The organism is Micromonospora sp. NPDC002296 (assembly GCF_040296145.1).
Taxonomy (GTDB): domain Bacteria; phylum Actinomycetota; class Actinomycetes; order Mycobacteriales; family Micromonosporaceae; genus Micromonospora.
Window position 1 is genome coordinate 16513 of record NZ_JBEOWQ010000042.1, and the last position, 21056, is coordinate 37568.

Genomic DNA, 21056 nt, shown 5'->3' on the forward strand with positions numbered 1-21056 from the left:
AGGTGGACGCGGTGATCGAACAGGTCGACGTCGACCGGACCCCGGAGGACGACGATCCGGGCAGCCGGATCGGGGAGGCGGTCGAGTACGACCTCTTCGCCGCCGAGGAGGAGCCGTCGCCGGAGGCACCCGGGCTCGTGGCGTACCACCTGGCGCCGACGCTGCGGCTGTTGCGCGACGAGATCGACCGGCGCTGGCCGCACCGGGACCGCGCCTCGGACGGTTGGATCGGCGACGCCGCCCACCAGGCCGGCACCTCCGACCACAACCCGGACGCGGACGACCGCTCGGTCAACGCGCTCGACGTCGACCGGGACGGCATCGACCCGGCGTTGGTGATCCGCAAGTGCATCGCGCACCCGTCCACCCAGTACGTGATCTTCAACCGGACGATCTGGAGCCGGACGCGGGGCTTCACCCCGGCCCGGTACACGGGCAGCAACCCGCACGACAAGCACCTGCACGTCAGCGTCAGCCACACCCCGTCGGCGGAGCGGAGCGACCGGAGCTGGGGGATCGTCACCGCGCCCGTGCCGAAGCTCGGTGACCGGGTGCTGCGGCGTGGCAGCCGGGGCAGCGACGTGCGCGAGTTGCAGACCGTCGCCGGCCGGCTGGGCGCCAGGCTGGCCGTCGACGGGGACTTCGGGGTCGCCACCGAGGCGTGGGTGCGTACCTTCCAGCAGGCCCGGAAGCTGGCGGTGGACGGCGTCGTCGGCCCGTGGACGGTCGCCGCGCTGCGCGAGGCCACCACGCCGGCCGCGCCGACGCCGACCGGGCGGGTGCCCGGCTCACGCACCCTGCGCCGGGGGACGAACGGCGACGACGTGGCCTTCGTCCAGCGGTTCGTGGGGGAGCGGCGGTGCGGCCGGGCGACCGGTGCCTTCGACGCGCGGACGGAGGCCGGCGTGCGGTGGTACCAGGGGATGCGCGGAATCACGGTCGACGGGGTCGTCGGCCCGCAGACCTGGCGGCAGATGCAGGTCAGGGTCGGCTACTGACCCTGGGAACGGGTACGGCGGTCACCCGGGACCGCCGTACCCGTTCCCGCCGGTCACGTCGCCGCGATTTCGTCGTTTGCCAGAACGGCAAATTTACTTGTCGGATCGGCGGGGCCCGCGGAACGGTTGGCCCAGACGAGCGGAGGGGACGCACATGGCGGACGAGACGTACGACGTGGTGGTGGTCGGTGGGGGCGCAGCCGGGTTGAGCGGGGCCCTGGCGCTGGTACGGGCGCGACGGTCGGTGCTGGTGGTGGACGCCGGACAGCCGCGCAACGCGCCCGCCGGGCACGTGCACAACTACCTGACCCGGGAGGGCACGCCGCCGGCCGATCTGGTGGCCGCCGGGCGTGCCGAGGTGACCCGGTACGGCGGCGAGGTCGTCGCCGGTCGGGCCGAGACCGCGTCGCGGGACGGTGACGGGTTCGTCGTGACGCTGGACGGCGGGCGCGGCGTGCGGGCGCGGCGGCTGCTGGTGACGACCGGGCTCGTGGACGAGCTGCCCGACGTGCCGGGGGTGGCCGAGCGGTGGGGGCGCGACGTGCTGCACTGCCCGTACTGCCACGGGTGGGAGGTCCGGGACCGGCGCCTCGGTGTCCTGGCCACCGGCCCGACGGCCGCACACCAGGCGGACCTGTGGCGGCAGTGGAGCCCGCACGTGATGCTGCTGCTGCACGGTACGACGCCCGGCGCCGAGGAGACCGAGCGGCTCGCGGCGCGTGGGATCACCGTCGTGGACGGCCCGGTCGCGGGGCTGGAGGTGGCCGGCGACACGCTGACCGGGGTGCGGCTGGCCTCGGGCGAGGTGGTCGAGCTGGACGCGCTGGTCGTCGCGCCCCGGTTCACCGCCCGCGCGGGCGTGCTGGAGTCGCTCGGCCTGAAGCCGGCCGACGTGGAGTTCGGTGGGCAGGTCATCGGCAGCCAGGTCCCCGCCGACCCGACCGGGGCCACCGCCGTGCCCGGCGTGTGGGTGGCGGGCAACGTGGCCGACGTACGCGCCCAGGTGATCACGGCCGCCGCGGCGGGTCTGGCCGCCGGCGCGGCGATCAACGCCGACCTCGTCGCCGAGGAGACCCGGGACGCGGTGGCCGCCTACCGGCACCAGGCGGACACGATGTTCGAGGAGGCCGCCTGGGAGGAGCGGTACCGGTCCCGAGCGGCGGTGTGGAGCGGACGCCCGAACCCGCAGCTCGTCGCGGACGCCGCCGAGCTGCCGCCGGGCCGGGCGCTCGACGTCGGCTGCGGCGAGGGAGCCGACGCCGTCTGGCTGGCCGAACGGGGCTGGCGGGTCACGGCGGTCGACATCTCCGCCACCGCCCTGGAGCGGGCCGCCGCCCATGCCGCGACCGCTGGTCCGCAGGTCGCCGGCCGCATCGGGTGGACGCGCGCGGACCTGCGCGACCAGCCGCCCGCCGAGGGCGCGTACGACCTGGTGTCGTCGCAGTTCATGCACCTGCCGGGCGAGGCGCGGCGGGAGCTGTTCGCCCGGCTGGCCGCCGCGGTGGCCCCCGGGGGAACCCTGCTGATCGTCGGGCACCACCCGTTCGACCTGCGCACCACCGCCCGCAGGATGCACTTCCCCGAGATGATGTTCACCGGCGAGGAGGTCGCGTCCTCGCTCGACCCGACTAGGTGGCAGGTGCTGGCCGCCGAGGCCCGGCCACGCGTCGCGGTCGACCCCGAGGGACGCGACATCACCGTCCACGACGCCGTCCTGGTGGCGCGCCGCCGAGCCTGACCGGCCCCGGCGGTCGCTGTTCGAGCCGGTGAGCCGGCGTGCCGGTCGGTGCCCGCAGCAGCCGCCCGGCCTCGACGGTCTCCCGCCGTGGGCGCGGGGAGGAGAATCGGTCTCGGCCCATCGGAGAGGGCTTCCAGGCGTGGGGGTGGGCTGTGCCCCTCGCGTCGTGGAGCCGGGGAGAGGTGATCGGTGTGTCGGGTGGAACGGTCGCGGCGGTGGCAGTCGGCATACCCGTGCTCTTCGCCGCGGTGCTGCTGTCGATCATCACGGTGCTGGGGCGTCGCGCGAGGGCGGGGCGGCGGGCGGGCCGGTACACGTCACGGCGGGGCAACTCGTCGGACAACAGCTCGTCGACCATGGGCGGTGGCTGAGGCAGGGGGCTGCCGGCCCCGGCGGGTGCTCAGCGGGCGAGGCGCGGGTACAGGTCGCGCAGCAGGGCCACCTCCGAGAGGTGGTGGATCGCCTCCCGGTTGATGTGCAGCACGAGCGTGGCCATCGGATAGTCGGCGAACGGCCCTTCGGCCGGGCCGCACAGCCGGTCCAGCCCGTCGCGGCCCAGGCCGCGTACGCCGTCGCTCCAGTGGGCGTACGCCTCGTCGAGCTGCCGCAGCGCCTCGGCGGCCGTGCCGGCGTACCCGAAGGTGTGGTAGTCGACCGGCGGGCCGGCGAAGTGGGCGGCGTTGCGTCGGCCGAACACCCCGACGATGATGTGACCGAGCCGCCAGGCGATCGTGGTGACCGGCGGCGGCTCGGGCTCGGGGAAGGCGTAGTCCATCAGGTGTTCGCCCTGCCCGACCGCCATCGGCGCCGGGCTCTGCCCGCGCCGCCGCACGCCCCAGCCGCCCGGTGCCGGTTCCCAGTGGTATTCGGCGTCGGTCAGCCCGTCGAGGCGAGCCCGTGCCTGCTGACGCCAGTGCCAGTCGAGTTGGTCGAGCAACTCGTGATTCCAGTCGACGCCCATGTCCGGCACGCTACCCGCAGGAACCGACAGCCGTGTTGACCGGCCGAAATAGGATCGAAGCTCGTCATCTCGCGAGGAGGGCTGTCGATGGGCCGGACGCTGCGGGTGGGCATCCCGATTCTTCTGCTGGCCGCCGTCGGCTGGTGTGCCTCGTACGCCACCACCGTCCTCGTGTGGGAGGTGCGCAAACTGGTGCCCTGGCTGGTGGCGCCGGCCCTGGTGGCCCTGCTCGCCGGGGCGCCGTTCCTGGTGCGACTGCTCACCACCGGCTCCGCCGCCGCGGGACCACGCCCGCGGCGGCCGGCGGGATCGTGGTCCTCGGCTGGCTGGGCGCCGCCGTCGGGCTGGCGCTGGGGGCGTTCTGGCTGGCCTACGGCGAGTACCTCCAGGACCGGGCGTACGTGAGCACCATGCGGGTCGTGACCGATCCGGTCCCGGAGCTGACCGCGCGTGCGCCGTACGTGGTCGGCCAGGCACAGGCGGCGCCCAACCTGGGCGACGTCACCGGCGAGATCACCGACGTCAGCTACCTGCCCGACTCCGACCGGTTCGCCGTCCTGGTCGAGCGGCGCGGCTGGTTGACCGGTTACGAGGTCGGCCTGGTGCAGGAGGTGCCGCTCGGCGGCAACAGCCGGGCGCAGCAGCGGTGCCAGTTCGACGTGTCGACCGCCGACGCGCGGATCGGCGGCTGGTTCACCCACAACCTGGGCCGGAAGATCTCCGCCGAGCGGCGCTGGGCCCGGTTCTCCGCCGACGACGCGTACGTGCACTGCCGGGGCGACACCCCGGTCGTGGTGGTGCCGCTGAAGCGCCAGACCGGAGTCCTGGTGGTGACCGAGCGGCCGGCCGGCGTGGCGCTGTACGACGGCCGGACCGGGAAGGTCACGATCACCGACGACACGACGAAGGTGCCCGGACCGTCCTACCCGATCAGCCTGGCCGCGGAGCAGCGGGAGGGCACCGCCGCCGTCGGCGGCTTCGCCGACTGGTGGTTCGAGCGCAGCGGCTGGGACGCCTCCGAGGACGGCGCGAACGAGGGCAACGAGTCGGAGTTCACCCTGCGCCACCGCGACGGCAGCGGAGGCAGCGCGTACGTCACCCCGCTCACCCCGCAGGGCGAGGCCAGTTCGGTGGTGGCGGTGTCGACGGTGCCGACCCGGCACTCCGGCGGCGGGCTCGCCCCGCTGACCGTGCACCGGCTCAGCCCGACCTGGTCGTCGCCCCAGGCGATCGTCGCCCTGATCAAGGCGGAGTACCGGGACGTCTGCTGCTGGAACGACGACCAGGTGTTCGAGGTGGTGCCGACCGGCGGCAGCACCTGGACCGCCACGCTCGGCAGTGCGCAGAGCATCCGGTACCGGGTGGAGGGGCGGGGCCAGGTCAACGGGCGGGAGGCGACCTGCCTGAAGAGCGCCGACGGTGCCCTGGTCCGGTGCGCGTACGCCGCCCCCGGCTCGCCCGAGGAGCAGGAACTGCAACGTCGGGAGCGGCAGAAGCAGCAGGACGAGGCGGCGAACGGTGGCCCCGACCTGAAGGACCTGGCCACGTACACCGACGAGCGGTTGGCCGAGCTGAACCGACGGATCTCCGAGGAGGTCAACCGCCGCCTCAAGGAGCGGTAGCGGTGGTTCCCGGCCCGGCGGCAAGGTCGGGGCATTGATATTTCCATGCGTGTACATATAGGAATGCCTCTGCCGTGGTTGATCAGCCACGCTCGGGAGAGGAAAGCACATGGGAGTCGCGAGAAGAAGTCTCATCCGTGGCGCGGTGGCCCTGACCGGCCTGTCCGCCGGGGGGCTCCTGTTGCCAGGTCGGGCCTACGCCGGCCCGGCGATCCACAACCCCTTCGGGGGGTACCCGATCACCAACGGGTGGCAGGATCACCTCAACCGGGGCTCCCGGGGCGGCATCGACTTCGGGATGCGCGTGGGCACACCGCTGCCCGCGTGCGGGGCGGGCACGGTCACCAACACGCCCTTCAACGGCGGCGGCGGACACACGGTCACCATCAGCCATTCCGAGGGCTACCGCAGTCAGTATCTCCACCTGTCCCAGTTCGCACTGGCCAACGGGACGTACGTTCCGGCCGGCGCGGTCGTCGGGTTGTCCGGCGGCGCCGCGGGCGCGCCCGGATCGGGCAGCTCGACCGGGCCGCACCTGCACTGGCACATGATCAACCCTGCCGGGGCCTATCTCAATCCGCTGGCCTACATCGCGCAGAACCCGCCGGTGGACGCCGGCGGCCCGATGTTCCACCAGATCCGCGTCGCCAGCGGGGCCTGGACCGGATTCCAGCCGCTCAACGGTTACCAGACCCCCGCGCACGGCAGCGCCAAGGACATGGCGGTGGCCGGCCTTTCCAACGGCACGGCGCAGATGCTGATCGTCGGCCTGGACGACGGCGTCTACCACCGCGTCCGCAACGCCAACGGCACCTGGAGCGAGTTCCAGCCGCTCAACGGCGTCGGCACCACCGGCACCGCGCGGGGGAAGCGGGTGGCCATCGCCGGCCTGCCCGACGGCTCGGCCCAGGTCGTGATCGTCGGCGCCGACGACACGGTCTACCACCGCATCCGCCACGCCGACGGGAACTGGACCGCATTCGGCAGGCTCAACGGTTTCGGCACCCCGAGCCCGGCCGGTGCCAGGGACGTCGCCATCTCGGGGCAGCCCGACGGCACCGCGCAGGTGGTCATCGTCGGCCTGGACAACGGCATCTACCACCGCGTCCGCAACGCCAACGGCACCTGGAGCGAGTTCCAGCCGCTCGACGGCAACGGCACCGGCACGACGGCGCTCGGCAGCGCCGTGGCCGTCGCGGGCCTGCCCGACGGGTCGTCGCAGGTCGTCATCGCGGGCTCCAACGGCTACCTGCACCACCGCATCCGGTCCGCCAACGGCACCTGGAGCCCGTTCCAGCCGCTCAACGGCGTCGGCACCAGCAGCCCGGCGGTGGCCAAGGACGTCACCGTCGCCGGGCTGCCGGACGGCACCTCGCAGGTGGTCATCGTCGGCGCGGACGACGCCATCTACCACCGGGTGCGTGGCACCGGCGGTTCCTGGACAGCGTTCAACAGCCTGCCGGGCGTCGGAACCCCGACGCCGGCCAGGGGCAGCCGGGTCTCGCTCGCCGGCCTCCCCGACAACTCCACCCAGTTGGGGCTCGTGGGCCGATGACCAGGGTCCGAAGCCGGACGCGTTCGCGCCGAGCCTAGGGCTTCGGGCCGGTCGAACGGCCGCCGTCCATCGCCGGCTCCCCGACGGCCGGGGCGGGGCCTCCCGTCGCCGCCCGGCCGCCACCGGCGTTGTCCGGCCGCCCCGGTGGGGGACGCCGACGCGTCCGGGCCAGCGCCAGCACGACCGGCGCGGCGGCCAGGGCCAGCAGGCCCCAGGGTTGGCGGGCCGCCTCGACGGTGAAGGCGAGCGGCCGGCCGGGCGGTTCGATCCGGCCGTGCAGCTCGTGCCGGCCGACGGTGGCGACGTCCATCGGGACCCGGAGCCGGTACTGCCGGGTCTGCCCGGCCGCGATCGTGCCGAGCGCCGGGGCGTCGACCACCCCATGGACCCGCCCGGGGCGGCCGAACAGCAACGTGAACGGGGGGTCGACCACGTCGACGGGGCCGGCGTTGCGCAGGGTGAGGTCCACGGTCAGGTCCCCGGGGAGGCCGAACCAGCCGGCCATCCCGGAGCGGTCGGCGGCGCGCAGGCCGACGACGACCAGCTCCGGCGTGCCGGCCGGGGCCGGGGCGGGGCGCGCGGTCACGCCGGTCAGCGGCAGGGCGACGGTGGCGCGGGCGGAGCCGGTGGGTGTGCGGGCCCTCAGCACGCAGGGGCAGGCGACCGGCGGGGCGGCGAGCACCACCGGCAGGGTCGCCGCCCCCGAGGGCGGCACGTGCCCGTCGCTGGCGTGGCTGGCCGCGCAGTCGAGCGCGCCGCGCCGGCCGGCGTTGCCGCAGACCTCGATCTGCACGGTGCCGGCCGGCCAACCGCGCAGGGCCACCAGGACCTGCTGACCGGCCCGGAGCGTGCCGGCCGGAACGGCGAGCCCCGGCACCGCCGACGGCGTGCCGGCCGGTGCGGGCGCGGGGGTGGGCACCGGGGCGGCCAGCGCCAGCAGCGCGACGCCGATCAGCGGTAGCGGGGTCACGGCGTGTCGGTCGCGGGGCCGGTGGCGGGCCGGGCCGCCGGTAACCGACCGCCGGCCGGCTGACCCGGGTCCGCCACCGTGGCCACGGCCGGTCCGCCGGCGGAGACTGCCCGCGCGGCGGCGGCGACGCGGCGGCGCCAACGGGCGGCGAGCCAGCCGGCCAGCACGGCCAGCCCGGCGAGCAGCAGCCACGGCGGGGCCCAGGTGGTCGCGGTGCGCAGCACCGGCGGCAGCGCGGTGTCCACGGTGGTCGGTGCGAGGTCCACCTCGGCGGTCAGCCGCAGCGCCGGCGGCACGCCGGTGACCCGCTCGGTGACGGTGAAGACCGCGCCGGGCAGCAGTTCGGGCAGGTCGACGGGGGCGGTACGGGCCAGCCGCCAGCCGAGCGGACCGTCGAGGGTAACCGTGCCGGTCCCGCCGAGGCGTACGTTGCCGGTGTTGCGCAGCCGGTAGCTGACGACGGCATCGCCCCCGCCGGCCGGGTTGACCGGGTTGTCGTAGCTGACGCGTACCGACTCGATCGTGGCGGCGGGGCGCACCTCGCCGGCGACCCGGAGGTAGACCCGCGCGGCCAACCGCTGGTCCACCCGGACCTGCTGCCCGTCGGCGGTGGTGCGGGCCTGCGCGATGGCGGCGATCACCCCGCCCGCATGGTCGCCGGGGGTGGCGTTGGCGGGCACGCTCAGCCGGAACGGCAGGTCGGCCCGCTTGCCGGGCGGCACCGTCCAGCTCCGCCGCTCGAAGCTGATCCAGGAGCCGACGTCGGTGGCCGCCCGGTCCGCCGGCAGCAGGGCGAACGCGCCGTCGGCGGTGGTGTACGCGTCGGTGCCGTACACCTGGAAGGTCAGCGGCCGGTTGCTGAGGTTGCTGACGCCGACATGGTCGGTGAGGGTGCTGCCGGGGGCCAGGTCGTAGACGAAGTAGTTACGTCCGGTAGGGCCCTTCGGCCCGGACGGCTGGACCGCCCATCGGGTGGCGGCGGGTCCGGGAGCCGGCGACGCCGGCCCGGCGCGGCCCGGCGCGGGCGCGGTGCCGGCCGGCGACGGCGTGGACGCGGCGGCCGGCGTGGGGGCGGCGGCCGGCGGCGGCGTGGCGGCGGCCGGCGGCGCGAGCGCCGCCGTGAGCAGCACGGCGGCGAGTGCGGCGCCGGTCCGGGACAGGAGGGTGACGAGGGACATGCCGGGCTCCGGAGGGGGTGGACGCGGTGGGCCGGACGGCCGGTGGGGCGGGACGGGGAACGTCCCGCCCCACCGGTGACCCGGTCCCGACCTAGGAGAGGGTCAGGGTGAGGGTCGTCGTGTAGTCGCCCGCCGCGGCGGACGCCGGCACGCCCAGGTTGAGCTGGGCGCCGCAGGCGAAGGTGCCGCCGCTGGCCCCGGTGGGCGAGGTGCACAGTGCCCGGGCCGCCCCGAGGCCGGCGCCCGGGGCCGCGACCGCGCCCGGCGTGACGGTGCCGACGGTGCCCCCGAGCGGGTCGTCGACCGCGACCGCGCTCGGCGTCCAGCCGAGGTTGTCCGCGGCGATGACTCCGCCGGTGGCGGAGGTGAAGTCGGACACCTCACCGACCAGGCTCCAGCCGGCGTTGGTGCCCCGCAGGTCCGCCACGGTGGCGTCGTGCAGGTCACCGCTGGCCACCTGACCGTTGGTCACGGCCGGCAGCGCGACGGCGGAACCGGCCACGCTCAGGGTCAGCGGGCCGCCCGTCACGGTGGCGGTGATCCGCTGCTGGGCGTCGCCGCCGGTGCCGGCCCGGGTGAAGGTGACCGGGGCGAAGGTGTCCTGGCTGCGGTCGGTCGAGCCGTGCGCGGCGAAGGTGACCACGTAGCACTGCACCGCCAGGCAGTCGACCTGCTTGCCGGTGCTGTCGGTGTAGGCCGCGCTGATCGGCAGCGTGGTGCGGAAGGTGCCGTCGGCGTTGAGCTTGTCCCGCGACGCCGTCGGCTCGTTCGCCGCGCTCACCCACTTGGTCACCTGGAACACGCCGGCGTTCAGCCAGTGCTGGTCGACCTTCGGGCCGAACGAGACGTAGAAGCCGGCCCCCCGGTTGGCCGCCGGGTCGAAGCCGGAGCCCTCGACCGTGATCGTCGCCCCGGCCGGGTCGAGCCCGCTGGACGGGGTGACCGACACGGCCGGACCCGCCGGCCCGGTGCCACCGGTGGTGGCGGTGAACGACACCGGGTCGAGCGCGTCGCCGGCGGCGTAGAAGCCGTTGAACGCCGATGCGCCCGCGCTGGTCAGCGTCGCCGCGAGGCCGGTGCCGGTCACCGCGCCCGCGCCGCCGCCGGGGTTGCCGCCGTTCACGGCGAGGGTGGCGATGGTCGCCTGCCGCACCGAGACCGGTTCGGCCGCCGTCGTGACCAGGTCCACGTCCGCCTTCAGGGCGGCGGTGCCGCCGGAGACGTCGACGGTCGGGTTGGCCAGGGTGATTTTGAAGAAGTGCCCGGGGTACGAGAAGACCACGGTGCCGCCGTACCGGGCGCTGGTGGCGCCGGTGGCGGAGTCGTGGGTGCCCCCCGTCGACGGGAAGGTGAACGTCCCGTCGGCGTTGACGGTGGCCCCGTTGCTCACCGCGATCGGCGGGCTGCCGTTGCCGCCCGAGACGTAGGTGCGGAACGTCTGCTTGAAGCCCCAGGTCAGGCTGCCGCCGGTGATGTCGGCCTCGGCTGCCGAGGCGGGGCCGGCGCCCGCGAGTGCGGCCGACAGGCCCAGGGTGGCGACCGCCGCCCAACGTATCGACCGCCGCCAGGCGTGACCGGCTGTGGATCGGACCATGCTGATTTCCTCTCTCGATCCGTTACGGACGGTGATTAAGGTTAGGCAAACCTAATTCTGCCGCCATCCGCGATCGAGTCAAGATCCGAAACCGAACAACCCCTTGTGAGCAGCGGGTTCGTGACTTAGGTTAGGCAAACCTAATTCCGGTCGGCTGGTCGATGCCGTCCCCTGTCGCGTGAGGAGTCCGATGCGAGCACGGCGCCACGCCATCCTGGCCACCGCCCTGATCACTCTGGGTGTCGCCGCCGCTCCGGCTCCCGCGCGGGCGGGCACCGGCCGCGGCGCGGGCGGTCAGACGCTCACCGTCACCCCGAGCACCGGGCTGGGCAGCTCGGGCGCGACCGTGACCGTCTCCGGCCGTGGGTACGACGTCACCAAGGGCATCTACGTGGCGTTCTGTGTGGACAACGGGGCCGGCGCGGTGCCCAGCCCGTGCGGCGGGGGCGCCGACACCACCGGCGAGCTCGGGGCGTCCCACTGGATCTCGTCGAACCCGCCCTCCTACGGCGAAGGGCTGGCCGTACCCTACGGCGCGGGCGGAACGTTCCGGGCCACCCTCCGGGTCACCCCCACCATCGGCACCGTCGACTGCGCCACCCGCCGGTGCGCGGTCATCACCCGCGCCGATCACACCCGCGCCGCCGACCGGTCCCAGGACGTCCGGGTGCCGGTGACCTTCGCCCGCGCCGCCGCCTCCAAGCCGGCCACCCCGCGCCCGGTGCCGACCGGCGCCGCAGCCCCGGGCCGGACCGCGTCGGGCACCACCGGTGCTCCCACCGCCCCGCCGGCCACCGCGGCCGGTCGGACCGGTCCCACCACCCCTGCCGGTGCCCCGGTTGCCGGAACCCCCGCCGCCGACGGTGCCCCCGGGGCCGGGGCCGGCGCGACCGAGCTGGCGGTCAGCCGGGTCAGCGCGGCCTCGGGTGTCGGCCGGGGGTGGGTCCCCGGGCTGCTGATCCTCGTGTCGGCGGCCACGGCGTTGCTGGTCCTGCGCCGGTGGCGCCGCCGGAAAGCGGCCCGGTGACCACCCCCGCCGGGCGGCGCCGGACCGCCCCGCCAGCCGCCCGCCGTCCCTGCCTGCCCGCGGTGCTGGCGCTGCTCGTCGGGGCCGTCGCCGCCTGCTCCACGCCCAGCACCAACGCCGCCCCGGCGGACCCGGCGGCCTGCGGGCCGGTCACCGCCACCATCGACAGCACCGACGTCACCGCGCTGCGGCCCGCGCCGACGCCTGCCCTCCCGGCCACCGTCACCTCCGCCGACGGCGTCGCCGTCACCGTCACCGATGCCGGCCGGATCCTGCCGGTGAACCTCTCCGGGTCGATCGCCGAGACCGTGTTCGCCCTCGGCCTCGGCGGCAACGTCATCGGGCGTGACACCTCGAGCACCTTCCCGTCCGCCGCGCATCTGCCGGTGGTGACCCCGGCCGGGCACGACCTGTCCGCCGAGGCGGTGCTCGCCCTCAACCCGAGCGTGATCCTCGCCGACGACACCATCGGGCCGCCGGAGGCGCTTCGTCAGCTCCGCGCCTCCGGCATCCCCGTCGTCATGGTCGAGGCCGAGCAGACCCTCGCCGCCGTACCGGGGCACATCCGCGCGGTGGCGGCGGCCCTCGGCGTCGCGGCGGCCGGCGAACAGCTCGTGGCCCGTGTCGAGGGCGAGATCGCCGCCGCCCGCCGCGCCGCGCCGCGGGGCAGTGCCCCCCGGATCGCCTTCCTCTACCTGCGCGGCACCGCCGGTGTCTACCTGATCGGCGGCCGGGGAGCCGGCTCGGACGCGATGATCGAGGCGATCGGCGGGGTGGACGCCGGCAGCGCCGCCGGCCTGACCAAGTTCCGCCCGCTGACCAGCGAGGGCCTGATCAACGCGGCACCGGACGTGATCCTGGTGATGAGCGCCGGCCTCGCCTCCGTCGGTGGCGTCGAGGGCCTGCTGAAGCTCCCCGGGGTCGCGCAGACCCCGGCCGGCGCGGCCCGCCGGATCGTCGACATGGACGACGGCGTCCTGCTCACCTTCGGCACCCGATCCGGGCCGGCCGTGCAGGCCCTGGCCTCGGCCGTGTACTCCTGCGGGAAGCCGTCGTGACCGGCGTCGACGCCACTGCCCGACGCCCGGCGGGCCCCGTCTCGGGCCGCCGGGGCGGGCGCGGGCCGGCGCTCCTCGCCGGGCTCGGTGCCGCCCTGGTGCTGGTCGTCCTCGTCGCGGCGGGCCGGGGGCAGGTCCAGGTCTCCCCGGCCGAGGTGCTCGGCTCCGTCCTGCACCGGCTCGGCCTGGACGTCGGCACCCCGCCGGCCAACCCCCAGGGCGAGAACGCACTGTGGATCGTCCGCTTCCCCCGGGTGGTGCTGGCCGCCGTGGTCGGTGCCGCGCTCGGCTGCGCGGGCGCCGTCATGCAGGGCGTGTTCGGAAACCCGCTGGCCGAACCCGGCGTGATCGGGGTGTCCGCCGGGGCGGCGGTCGGGGCGGCCCTGGCCATCGTCACCGGCGTCACCGTCCTGGGTGGCTGGACGGTGCCCGCCGCCGCCTTCGCCGGCGGGCTGGCCACCACGTACGCCGTCTACCTGCTGGCCCGCTCCGGCGGCCGGACCGAGGTGGTGACCCTGGTGCTGACCGGCGTGGCGGTCAACGCGGTGGCCGGGGCGGTGATCGGCCTGCTCATGTTCGTCGGCGACGAGGCCGGGGTGCAGGCCATCGCCTTCTGGAACCTGGGCAGCCTCGCCCCGGCGAACTGGTCGGCGGTCGCCCTGGCCACGCCCTGCCTGGTGGTCGGGCTCAGCGTCGCGTACGCCGACGCCGGCCGGCTCGACCTGCTCGCCCTCGGCGAGTCCGCCGCCCGACACCTCGGGGTCGACGTCGAGCGGCTGCGGATCCGGATGATCGTGGTGACCGCGCTGCTCGGCGCGGCGGCCGTGGCCTTCACCGGCATCATCAGCTTCATCGGCCTGGTGGTGCCGCACCTGGTCCGCATGGTCGCCGGCCCGGGACACCGGGTGCTGCTGCCGGCCAGCGCGCTCGGCGGGGCGATCGTGGTGATCGTGGCCGACCTCGCCGCCCGCACCCTGGTCGACCACCAGGAACTCCCGCTCGGGGTGCTCACCGCGGTAGTCGGCGGGCCGGCGTTCTTCTGGCTGCTGCGCCGCACCCGGGGCCGGGCCGGAGGTTGGGGATGAGCCCGTTCGCAGGCGGGGCGGCGCGCGGCAGGCCGCGCCGCTGGTCGGCGCCCCGCGTGCCGGTACCGGTGCCGGCCGGTGCCACCCGCGTCCGGGTCACCGGCCTGCGCGTGGCCCGCGCCGGGCGGCCGGTGCTCGACGGGGTCGACCTGCGGGTCCGTGCCGGCGAGGTGCACGCCCTGGTCGGGCCGAACGGCGCGGGCAAGTCCACTCTGCTGGCCGCCGTCAGTGGCGATCTGCCGGCCGCAGCGGGCACCATCGAGATCGACAGGCTGCCGCTGGCCGGCTGGTCCCCGGTGGAGCTGGCGATGCGCCGGGCCGTGCTGCCCCAGCGCAGCACGCTGAGCTTTCCGTTCACGGTCGACGAGGTGGTGAGGATGGGACGGGCGCCCTGGGCGGGCAGGCCCGAACAGCGGCGGGACGACGAAATCGTCGCCGAAGCCCTGCGGCGGTGCGACGTGGCCGGGTTCGCCGCCCGGCCGTACCCGTCGCTGTCCGGCGGCGAGCAGGCGCGCGTCGCGCTGGCCCGGGCGCTGGTGCAGCAGGCCGTCGTGCTGCTGCTCGACGAGCCGACCGCCGCCCTCGACCTGCGCCACCAGGAGCTGGTCCTGCGGATCGCCCGTGACCGGGCGCGAGCCGGCGACGCCGTGGTGGCCGTGCTGCACGACCTGGCCCTGGCCGGCGCGTACGCGGACACCGTTACCCTGCTCGCCGACGGCCGGGTGCGGGCCGTGGGCCCGCCGGCCGAGGTGTTCACCGCCCCGCTGCTCAGCGAGGTCTACCGGCACGACATCGAGGTCGTGCCGCACCCGCGTACCCGACTGCCGCTGATCGTCCCCCGACGCCGGCCACCGGCGCGACCCCCCGTCACCCTGGAGGAGAGATGAGTACGACCAGCATCCCGTTCTCGGCGCAACTGCGTGCCACCGGCCGGGAGGCCCACCAGGCCGCCGAGTCCCAGCGGTACGTCACCGCCCTGGTGGCCGGCGACCTGGACCGGTCCGGATACACCGCGATGGTGGTCCAGCACCACGTGATCTACGAGGCGCTGGAGCACGCCGCCGAGGCGATGCGCCACCACCCGTTCGCCGGCCCGTTCGTCGACGACGCGCTGACCCGGCTGCCCGCCCTCGCCGCGGACCTTGAGTTCCTGCTCGGGCCCGACTGGCGCGGACGGGTCGACCCGGACCCGGCGACCGTCTCCTACGCCGAGCGCATCGGCGAGGTCTGCGCCGCCTCGCCGGAACGGTTCGTGGCCCACCACTACACCCGCTACCTCGGCGACCTCTCCGGCGGTCTGCACATCGGTCGGTCGCTCGCCCGGAACCACGGCCTGACGGGGGAGGCCGGCGCGGCGTTCTACCGGTTCGACCGGATTCCCGATCCCCGGGCGTACAAGGACGCCTACCGGGCCAGGCTGGACGCCCTCCCGCTCGACGAGGCGGGGCGGGCCACCCTGCTGACGGAGGTGCTCGTGGCGTACCGGCACAACACCGAGGTCCTCGCCGGCCTGTCCCGGTTCGTGCCGGGCGGCGACACGGCGGCGGCGGCGTGAGCGCCCCGTTCCCCCCGGAGGTGGTCGCCGCCGTCAGCCGGCACATGAACGACGACCACGCCGGGGACTCGCTGCTCATCTGTCGGGCGCTCGGCGGGCAGCCGGCCGCCACCCGGGCCCGGGTGACCGGGCTGGACGTCGACGGGATGGAGTTCGCCGTCACCGTGCACGACATCGAGGTTCCGGTGCGCGTCCCGTTCGCCCACCGGCTGACCGAGCGCGTCCAGATCCGGCAGGAGGTGGTACGGATGTACCAGGAGGCGTGCCAGCGGCTCGGGCTCCCGCCGCGTCCGGCCGGCTGACCCCGCCGTGGCGGGCCACCTGGTCCGCCCGGTGTCCCGCTGCCCGCGACGACGCTGAGTGTGCCGCCATCGGTGTCGGTGGCGGGGCACCACGTCGGCGTTATCATCGCCCTTCCACATGGAGGGCTGATGTTTGCTCCGCTGCGGTACGCCGCGTTCCGTCACCTGGCTGCCGGTCGGCTGGTCAACATGCTGGGCAACGCGATCGCTCCCGTCGCGCTGGCCTTCGCCGTGCTCGATCTGACCGGCTCGGTGCGCGACCTGGGCCTGGTGGTCGGCGCACGGTCGCTGATGAACGTGCTGTTCGTGCTCTTCGGCGGGGTGCTGGCCGACCGGATCCCGCGTCGGCTGGTGCTGGTCGGATCCAATGTGCTCGGTGCGCTCACCCAGGCGGTGGTGGCCGCCCTGGTGCTGACCGGCACGGCGACGATCCCGTTGCTGCTGGTGCTCGGTGCGGCCAACGGCGTCGTGAGCGCGCTGGCTCAGCCGGCGTCGGCCGCCGCGACGCCGCAGACCGTGCCGCCGGAGCTGATCCAGCCGGCGAACGCGCTCATCCGGCTTGGCATGAACGCCGGCATGATCGGCGGGGCGGCCCTGGGTGGCCTGCTGGTCGCCGCCGCCGGGCCCGGCTGGGGCCTCGCCGTCGACGCGCTCACCTTCGCCCTCGCGGCGGTCGCCTTCGCCGGTGTCCGGGTGGCCGCCACCCGGTCGACGAGCACCGGCACGAGCATCCTGGCCGACCTGCGGGAGGGCTGGAGCGAGTTCACCGCGCGGACCTGGGTCTGGGTGGTGGTGCTCGGCTTCATGGTCCTCAACGCGGCGCTGGCCGGCGGGGTGAACGTGCTCGGCCCGGCCGTCGCCGACGAGACGATCGGGCGCGGTGCCTGGGGCGTGGTGCTGGCGGCGCAGACCGTCGGGATGGTCGTGGGTGGGCTGATCGCCCTGCGGATCCGGGCGCGCCGGCTGCTGCTGCTCGGGGTGGCCTGCATGTTCGCCGAGTCGTTCCTGCTGTTGGGGCTGGCCCTGGCGCCGACCGTCGCCGTGCTGGTGGTGGCCGGGGTGGCGGTCGGGATCGCCGTCGAGCAGTTCGCGGTGGCCTGGGAGACCTCGATCGCGCAGCACATTCCCGCCGAGCGGCTGGCCCGGGTCTACTCGTACGACATGTTGGGGTCCTTCGTCGCCATTCCACTGGGTCAGGTGGCGGTGGGGCCGGTCGCCGGGGCGATCGGCACCCGCGAGACGCTGCTGATCCTCGCGGCGCTGGTGGTGCTTTCCGTCGTCGGCATGTTGGCCAGCCGGGACGTCCGCCGGCTGCGGACGGTGGCCTCCGCGCCCGCGCCCGATGCAATGCCGGCCGGGCGATCCGACGGCGGACCGGGGGACCCCCCTGTCACCGTGCCCGCCGAACCGGCCGGCCGAGCCTGACCCGGCTCCGGTGGCGTGGGCGACGATGCCGGGAGAGGTGCCTGCCCCGCGTCCGGCGGGCGTCAGCCGCCGACCGTTGCCCCGGAAGCCGGCTCACGGCAGGCGGCGGGGGGACTGGCCGGGTGCACGACGGTCCTCCGCCACGAGTGACTGCACCCGGCGGATGGTCGCGCCTGGTGCCATGATCACTTCCCGCCACCGCTCCAGCGTCATGGTCAGGTCCCACACCGTGCTCCGAAGTTCCTGGAGTTCACGCTGGGATGCGGTCAGCTGCTCCCGGACGGTCAGCGCCTCGGCCTCCAGCTCGGCGACCCGCGCCCGCAGCGGCTGCACCAGGGCCAGCGCCGCATCGGTCAGTGCTCCGGCCGTCTCGGCCTTCAGCTTCCGCCGCTGCACGGTCACCGTGGCCAGCACGGCAAGCCCGCCGGCGCCCCCGAGCATCCCGAGCATGGAGATCATCAACTGGGCCCAGTACGGGGTGTCCGGGTTCGATGCGGCGATCATGTCTGCACCTTCGAGCACGGATCAGATTGCGGGTGGTGCATCCGGATCAGCCAGCGCAGCGATCCCACGATCTCGGCCGAACGCAGCCACGATCCGAGCGCCACCGCCCCGACGAACGACGCCGCCACCACCGCCTGGTCTCCGGCGACCACCAGGACGGCGATCACGTACATCGCGGCGATCGCGCCCAGCGCCAGCACCGCGGAGAGCTCGATGCCGAGCCCGGTGCTGAGCTGCCCCGGCCAGAACATGCCGAGCAGGCCCGCGGCGCCGACCACGATCAGGCCGAACTCCCACAGGACCCGGACCGGGTCGGGCATGGCCACCTCCAGCGAATGCGGCCGGATGCCACCAACGGCCATCAGGAGGCCACACACGGGCGTGGTGGCGAGGACCGCGAACTCGTACACCCGGTTGCTCGTCCGATCCCGCAAGCTCCCCATTGCACACTCCCTTCCCAGGTGCGGCCCCGTCGACGCACGGACAACCGATGATCTTCGAAGGTGGCACCGCGCGACGACGCTGCCGCCGCGGTGTCGGGACATGACGCCGGGGAAAAGCCCCGGGTGCGCCTGCTCGCATCACCCTCCGTGCCGCGGGTCATGTCGCGCGGCCTGGCTGCGGTCCCGAACCACATGAATCAACCATATGCGCAGGTCAGAAGCCCGTTGGCGGCCTGGACAGGGGACTGGATCACCGCAGCGCTCAGGGGGCCGCGTGTCAGAATGTCGACAGTTGTTTGCGTAGTCCGCAGTGCCCGCTTTTGCCCGCGTTTCCGCTGGTGGGGTCGTCGGCGGCGCCGGCTGCCTCCGGGGCCGTCGTCCGCCGGGATCCGGCCGCAGCGGGGGCCCATGTCAGGGTTCCCGTCGGCCTACCATCACCGGATGCGGATGCGGATGCGGATGCGGATGCGGATGCGGATCGCGTTGGGTCTGGCCGTGGGCGTCCTCGCCGGCCCGGTCGCCGTGCTCGGCGTCCACGTCCTCCATCCCCGGGACGAGGACGGGTACCTGGCCTACCTCAAGCAGTACGGCGACCTGAGCAGCGACGCCCCGGTGCCGGTGCTGCCGCCCGCGGGCGACCTGATCGCTGAGGGCGACGCCGCCTGCTCCTGGATGCGTGAGCAACCGCACGCGCTCTGGCGGGCCGATCCGCAGTACCACTTCCAGGCCGTCCTCGAACGCTATCTGCGGCACGTCGCCGACCACCCGCTGAACTGGGGCGACGCCGTCCCCAATCACTTTTCGGTGACGGCCGCCGCGTGGGCGTACCTCTGTCCGGCCGATTGGGAGCTGCGTCAGCCCCGCCGCCGCCCTTTCGCGCCACCGTCGGACTGACCGGTCCGGCCGGACGAGCGTCGTCCCCGTACGGATGGATGCGGGGCCGGCCACGTGGGGCGGGCCCCGCATCCATCTGCTCTTCCGACGCTGGTCCGGGTGCCGGCGTAGGCTCTCCGGCCCGGTCAGCCCTCGATGTCCCGCGGGTCGCGGCTACGCGGGTACGTGTTCTTCTCCCCGATCGTGCCGTCCTGCTTCTTGATCACGTGCTCGACGCCGCGGTCCGCCGCCATCTCGCGCCCCCGGGCCTGCGCGTCGTCCTTGGTGTCATGGGTGCTGCTGGCCTGCTGGTTGCCCTCGGCGCGGGTCTTCCACTGCCCGTCCTCTTGGTACGTGTCGATGTCGCCCTTGACCATTGCCGACTCCCGTCTGTCCGTCGCGTGCACTCGTGCTGCCACCACCTACTTGCCGGAAACACCCCTGGCCAAACAACCGGCCAGGCATCTCCCCGTGGTGCCGGCGGTGCCCACCCGGCGTCGGCGGGAACGCCGACCGTCCGGACCGGACAGAGCGCAGGAGAGAGAATGACCGTATTTAAATACGGCGATGTTATGGTTTCGGGGGCCGCTGAGTGGCAATGTCTGAACCGGAGCCACGCCGACATTTGGCGCACCGGCGCACCTTGACAGACGGATGGGACGTGTTCATGACCGAAGACGAGTGCGGCAGAGCGGTGCTGGTATTCACGTACAACAGCGCCGGTCTGTTCAACCCGTTGCTCAGTATCGTGGGCGAGCTGAAGGCCCGAGGTATCGAAAAGGTCTGGTTCGCGTCGACCGAGGATCGCCGGGCGGACGTCGAGGCGCTTGCCGGCCCGGGTGAGGTCACTTTCGTCTCGCTCGGCGAGGCCCTCCCGCAGTCGTCACCGGAAACCTGGGACGACGCGACATATCAGGCCCTGACCAGCGGCGACCGGGCGGTCAGGTTCGTCCGATACATCGACGTCTGCACCGATTACGACCACATACAGCAGCTCTACCTGCGCTGCCTGGAGGTCATCGACGACGTCGGGCCGGCGGTGGCCGTGGTGGACAGCCAGGCAAGTTGGGCGATGGACGCGGCGCAGACCCGGCAGGTGCCCTTCATGGTGAGCATCTCGACGCCGCCGTCCAATTTCCTCCAGGAGCTGTTGCCACCCCGTTATCCCGCCCCGTTCTCCGGGCTGCCGCAGCGGATGACGCCCCAGCAGCAGGCGGCCAACGCCAACTTCCGGAGCAGGATGGTGCGGGCGTTCGTGGAGCCGGACCGGCTACGGCGGAACATCGTCGCCATGGCCCGTCGCAAGGAAGCCGGTCTTCGTAATCCGGAGATGCGACCGGCGCTCTACCTCGGGGATGCCGTGGCGCTCATGTCGTACACGGTCTTCGGCTTCGAGTACCCGTTCGAGACCGCTCCGGCGACCCTGCGGATGCTCGGTCCGGTGGTGCCCAGGGAATTGCCGCCGGTCGAGCAGGACGACGAGCTGAACCGCTGGCTGGACGACCATCCGTCAGTGGTCTACGTCGGGTTCGGCACCATCATGCGACCGTCCGAGGCGCAGGTGAGGGCGGTCGTCGAGGTCGCGGAGCGGCTCGGGCCGGAGCACGCCGTGCTCTGGAAGCTGTCCGCCGAACACCAGCGCCTCCTTCCGTCGGCGGCACGGTTGCCGGGCAACCTTCGGGTGGAGGAGTGGCTGCCCTCCCAGCTCCGGGTGCTGGCCCACCCGCACGTGCGGGTCTTCTTCAACCACGGTGCCGCCAACGCCATCCACGAGGCCATCTACTTCGCGACACCGCAGCTGATGATGCCGTTCTGGCTGGACTGTCCCGATGGCGCGGTGCGCGCGGTCGACAGCGGGTTCGCGCTGGCCGTCGAGCTGACCGACCCCCTGGACGTCGAGGACATCCTTGCCAAGCTCAAGAGACTGCTGAGCGAGGACTCGTTCCGGGAACGGGCGGAGCTGTTCAGCCAGCGGATGCGGCAGGCCGGTGGGGTCACCGTCGCCGCCGACCTCGTGCTGCGACACCGCGACGAGGCGGCGGCCCACCGTACCGCCCCGGCGGCGGTCGGCTGAGGTGTCCCCGCCGCCGCCGTGCGGCAGCACCACGGCGGCGGGCGTGACGCCGTCGCGCAGCCGGCGGACGAACTCGTCGGTGCCCGGCGGCTCC

Annotated in this window: 22 protein-coding genes; 15 read left to right on the plus strand and 7 right to left on the minus strand. The window is 74.2% G+C overall.

Annotated elements, in window-relative coordinates; genetic code table 11:
* The first annotated feature begins 2 nt into the window (after nucleotides 1-2).
* From ABT023_RS24165 to ABT023_RS24175, 3 genes are all read left to right on the plus strand, one after another.
* Entirely contained in the window at nucleotides 3-998 is a 996-nt protein-coding gene (locus tag ABT023_RS24165; protein ID WP_350888677.1) for a peptidoglycan-binding domain-containing protein, read from the plus strand.
* Nucleotides 999-1152: 154 nt separating this feature from the next.
* Nucleotides 1153-2736 (plus strand): methyltransferase domain-containing protein, encoded by a 1584-nt coding sequence (locus ABT023_RS24170; RefSeq protein ID WP_350888678.1) that lies wholly within the window; start codon nucleotides 1153-1155, stop codon nucleotides 2734-2736.
* 191 nt (nucleotides 2737-2927) lie between these two features.
* Nucleotides 2928-3107, plus strand: a complete 180-nt coding sequence (locus tag ABT023_RS24175; RefSeq protein ID WP_350888679.1) for a hypothetical protein — start codon at nucleotides 2928-2930, stop codon at nucleotides 3105-3107.
* 29 nt (nucleotides 3108-3136) lie between these two features.
* Here the strand turns inward: ABT023_RS24175 and ABT023_RS24180 are convergent, their stop codons facing one another.
* Nucleotides 3137-3697, minus strand: a complete 561-nt coding sequence (locus tag ABT023_RS24180) for a DinB family protein (RefSeq protein ID WP_350888680.1) — start codon at nucleotides 3695-3697, stop codon at nucleotides 3137-3139.
* 87 nt (nucleotides 3698-3784) lie between these two features.
* On the opposite strand from ABT023_RS24180, the gene ABT023_RS24185 reads away from it, so the two are divergent.
* The 3 genes from ABT023_RS24185 (at nucleotide 3785) to ABT023_RS24195 (ending at nucleotide 6874) form a co-directional block, all read left to right on the plus strand.
* A complete protein-coding gene (locus ABT023_RS24185; protein WP_350888681.1) occupies nucleotides 3785-4102 on the plus strand; it encodes a hypothetical protein in 318 nt (105 codons plus the stop codon).
* The gene (locus ABT023_RS24190; protein WP_350888682.1) at nucleotides 4009-5319 is read left to right on the plus strand and encodes a hypothetical protein; all 1311 of its coding nucleotides are present in this window, start codon (nucleotides 4009-4011) and stop codon (nucleotides 5317-5319) included. Before ABT023_RS24185 ends, ABT023_RS24190 begins: the two co-directional genes overlap by 94 nt.
* A 109-nt stretch (nucleotides 5320-5428) precedes the next feature.
* Complete coding sequence (locus ABT023_RS24195) at nucleotides 5429-6874, plus strand: DUF8189 domain-containing protein (RefSeq protein WP_350888683.1); 1446 nt, start codon at nucleotides 5429-5431, stop codon at nucleotides 6872-6874.
* 34 nt (nucleotides 6875-6908) lie between these two features.
* Here ABT023_RS24195 and ABT023_RS24200 read toward each other — a convergent pair whose 3' ends face one another.
* The 3 genes from ABT023_RS24200 to ABT023_RS24210 form a co-directional block, all read right to left on the minus strand.
* A complete protein-coding gene (locus tag ABT023_RS24200) occupies nucleotides 6909-7844 on the minus strand; it encodes a hypothetical protein (protein ID WP_350888684.1) in 936 nt (311 codons plus the stop codon).
* The gene (locus ABT023_RS24205) at nucleotides 7841-9022 is read right to left on the minus strand and encodes a WxL protein peptidoglycan domain-containing protein (RefSeq protein WP_350888685.1); all 1182 of its coding nucleotides are present in this window, start codon (nucleotides 9020-9022) and stop codon (nucleotides 7841-7843) included. Before ABT023_RS24205 ends, ABT023_RS24200 begins: the two co-directional genes overlap by 4 nt.
* Nucleotides 9023-9113: 91 nt before the next feature.
* The gene (locus ABT023_RS24210) at nucleotides 9114-10616 is read right to left on the minus strand and encodes an HtaA domain-containing protein (protein ID WP_350888686.1); all 1503 of its coding nucleotides are present in this window, start codon (nucleotides 10614-10616) and stop codon (nucleotides 9114-9116) included.
* A 190-nt stretch (nucleotides 10617-10806) separates the two neighbouring features.
* Between ABT023_RS24210 and ABT023_RS24215 the strand changes: the two genes are divergently transcribed.
* The 7 genes from ABT023_RS24215 to ABT023_RS24245 all read left to right on the plus strand — a co-directional run bounded on the left by ABT023_RS24215 (nucleotide 10807) and on the right by ABT023_RS24245 (nucleotide 17068).
* A complete protein-coding gene (locus ABT023_RS24215) occupies nucleotides 10807-11643 on the plus strand; it encodes a neocarzinostatin apoprotein domain-containing protein (RefSeq protein WP_350888687.1) in 837 nt (278 codons plus the stop codon).
* Nucleotides 11640-12701: a heme/hemin ABC transporter substrate-binding protein gene (locus tag ABT023_RS24220; protein WP_350888688.1), complete on the plus strand. Its 1062-nt coding sequence runs from the start codon at nucleotides 11640-11642 to the stop codon at nucleotides 12699-12701. The genes ABT023_RS24215 and ABT023_RS24220 overlap by 4 nt, the downstream gene beginning before the upstream one ends.
* Entirely contained in the window at nucleotides 12698-13786 is a 1089-nt protein-coding gene (locus tag ABT023_RS24225; RefSeq protein ID WP_350888689.1) for a FecCD family ABC transporter permease, read from the plus strand. Before ABT023_RS24220 ends, ABT023_RS24225 begins: the two co-directional genes overlap by 4 nt.
* Complete coding sequence (locus ABT023_RS24230) at nucleotides 13783-14673, plus strand: heme ABC transporter ATP-binding protein (RefSeq protein ID WP_350888690.1); 891 nt, start codon at nucleotides 13783-13785, stop codon at nucleotides 14671-14673. The genes ABT023_RS24225 and ABT023_RS24230 overlap by 4 nt, the downstream gene beginning before the upstream one ends.
* Nucleotides 14670-15341 carry a biliverdin-producing heme oxygenase gene (locus ABT023_RS24235; protein WP_350888691.1) on the plus strand — a complete coding sequence of 224 codons (672 nt, stop codon included), beginning with the start codon at nucleotides 14670-14672 and terminating at the stop codon, nucleotides 15339-15341. Before ABT023_RS24230 ends, ABT023_RS24235 begins: the two co-directional genes overlap by 4 nt.
* Nucleotides 15338-15643 carry a DUF2470 domain-containing protein gene (locus ABT023_RS24240; protein ID WP_350888692.1) on the plus strand — a complete coding sequence of 102 codons (306 nt, stop codon included), beginning with the start codon at nucleotides 15338-15340 and terminating at the stop codon, nucleotides 15641-15643. Before ABT023_RS24235 ends, ABT023_RS24240 begins: the two co-directional genes overlap by 4 nt.
* 129 nt (nucleotides 15644-15772) lie before the next feature.
* The gene (locus tag ABT023_RS24245) at nucleotides 15773-17068 is read left to right on the plus strand and encodes an MFS transporter (protein WP_350888693.1); all 1296 of its coding nucleotides are present in this window, start codon (nucleotides 15773-15775) and stop codon (nucleotides 17066-17068) included.
* A gap of 93 nt (nucleotides 17069-17161) precedes the next feature.
* On the opposite strand, the gene ABT023_RS24250 is transcribed toward ABT023_RS24245, so the two are convergent.
* Together ABT023_RS24250 and ABT023_RS24255 are read right to left on the minus strand one after the other, a co-directional pair.
* The gene (locus tag ABT023_RS24250; RefSeq protein ID WP_502890746.1) at nucleotides 17162-17527 is read right to left on the minus strand and encodes a hypothetical protein; all 366 of its coding nucleotides are present in this window, start codon (nucleotides 17525-17527) and stop codon (nucleotides 17162-17164) included.
* A gap of 41 nt (nucleotides 17528-17568) precedes the next feature.
* The gene (locus ABT023_RS24255) at nucleotides 17569-18015 is read right to left on the minus strand and encodes a hypothetical protein (RefSeq protein ID WP_350888695.1); all 447 of its coding nucleotides are present in this window, start codon (nucleotides 18013-18015) and stop codon (nucleotides 17569-17571) included.
* A 441-nt stretch (nucleotides 18016-18456) separates the two neighbouring features.
* Here ABT023_RS24255 and ABT023_RS24260 point away from each other — a divergent pair, with 441 nt between their 5' ends.
* Nucleotides 18457-18909: a hypothetical protein gene (locus ABT023_RS24260; RefSeq protein ID WP_350888696.1), complete on the plus strand. Its 453-nt coding sequence runs from the start codon at nucleotides 18457-18459 to the stop codon at nucleotides 18907-18909.
* A 125-nt stretch (nucleotides 18910-19034) separates the two neighbouring features.
* Here the strand turns inward: ABT023_RS24260 and ABT023_RS24265 are convergent, their stop codons facing one another.
* Nucleotides 19035-19265: a DUF2188 domain-containing protein gene (locus ABT023_RS24265; RefSeq protein WP_350888697.1), complete on the minus strand. Its 231-nt coding sequence runs from the start codon at nucleotides 19263-19265 to the stop codon at nucleotides 19035-19037.
* Between the two features lie 290 nt (nucleotides 19266-19555).
* Between ABT023_RS24265 and ABT023_RS24270 the strand changes: the two genes are divergently transcribed.
* The gene (locus ABT023_RS24270) at nucleotides 19556-20962 is read left to right on the plus strand and encodes a glycosyltransferase (protein ID WP_350888698.1); all 1407 of its coding nucleotides are present in this window, start codon (nucleotides 19556-19558) and stop codon (nucleotides 20960-20962) included.
* Nucleotides 20963-21056 lie beyond the last annotated feature (94 nt).

Bases quoted from the DNA above. Each gene is read 5' to 3' on its own strand.
- ABT023_RS24170 (WP_350888678.1), top strand. From the start codon at position 1,153: ATGGCGGACGAGACGTACGACGTGGTGGTGGTCGGTGGGGGCGCAGCC.
- ABT023_RS24180 (WP_350888680.1), bottom strand. From the start codon at position 3,697: ATGGGCGTCGACTGGAATCACGAGTTGCTCGACCAACTCGACTGGCAC.
- ABT023_RS24185 (WP_350888681.1), top strand. From the start codon at position 3,785: ATGGGCCGGACGCTGCGGGTGGGCATCCCGATTCTTCTGCTGGCCGCC.
- ABT023_RS24195 (WP_350888683.1), top strand. From the start codon at position 5,429: ATGGGAGTCGCGAGAAGAAGTCTCATCCGTGGCGCGGTGGCCCTGACC.
- ABT023_RS24205 (WP_350888685.1), bottom strand. From the start codon at position 9,022: ATGTCCCTCGTCACCCTCCTGTCCCGGACCGGCGCCGCACTCGCCGCC.
- ABT023_RS24210 (WP_350888686.1), bottom strand. From the start codon at position 10,616: ATGGTCCGATCCACAGCCGGTCACGCCTGGCGGCGGTCGATACGTTGG.
- ABT023_RS24215 (WP_350888687.1), top strand. From the start codon at position 10,807: ATGCGAGCACGGCGCCACGCCATCCTGGCCACCGCCCTGATCACTCTG.
- ABT023_RS24230 (WP_350888690.1), top strand. From the start codon at position 13,783: ATGAGCCCGTTCGCAGGCGGGGCGGCGCGCGGCAGGCCGCGCCGCTGG.
- ABT023_RS24235 (WP_350888691.1), top strand. From the start codon at position 14,670: ATGAGTACGACCAGCATCCCGTTCTCGGCGCAACTGCGTGCCACCGGC.
- ABT023_RS24245 (WP_350888693.1), top strand. From the start codon at position 15,773: ATGTTTGCTCCGCTGCGGTACGCCGCGTTCCGTCACCTGGCTGCCGGT.
- ABT023_RS24250 (WP_502890746.1), bottom strand. From the start codon at position 17,527: ATGATCTCCATGCTCGGGATGCTCGGGGGCGCCGGCGGGCTTGCCGTG.
- ABT023_RS24255 (WP_350888695.1), bottom strand. From the start codon at position 18,015: ATGGGGAGCTTGCGGGATCGGACGAGCAACCGGGTGTACGAGTTCGCG.
- ABT023_RS24260 (WP_350888696.1), top strand. From the start codon at position 18,457: ATGCGGATGCGGATGCGGATGCGGATGCGGATGCGGATCGCGTTGGGT.
- ABT023_RS24265 (WP_350888697.1), bottom strand. From the start codon at position 19,265: ATGGTCAAGGGCGACATCGACACGTACCAAGAGGACGGGCAGTGGAAG.
- ABT023_RS24270 (WP_350888698.1), top strand. From the start codon at position 19,556: ATGACCGAAGACGAGTGCGGCAGAGCGGTGCTGGTATTCACGTACAAC.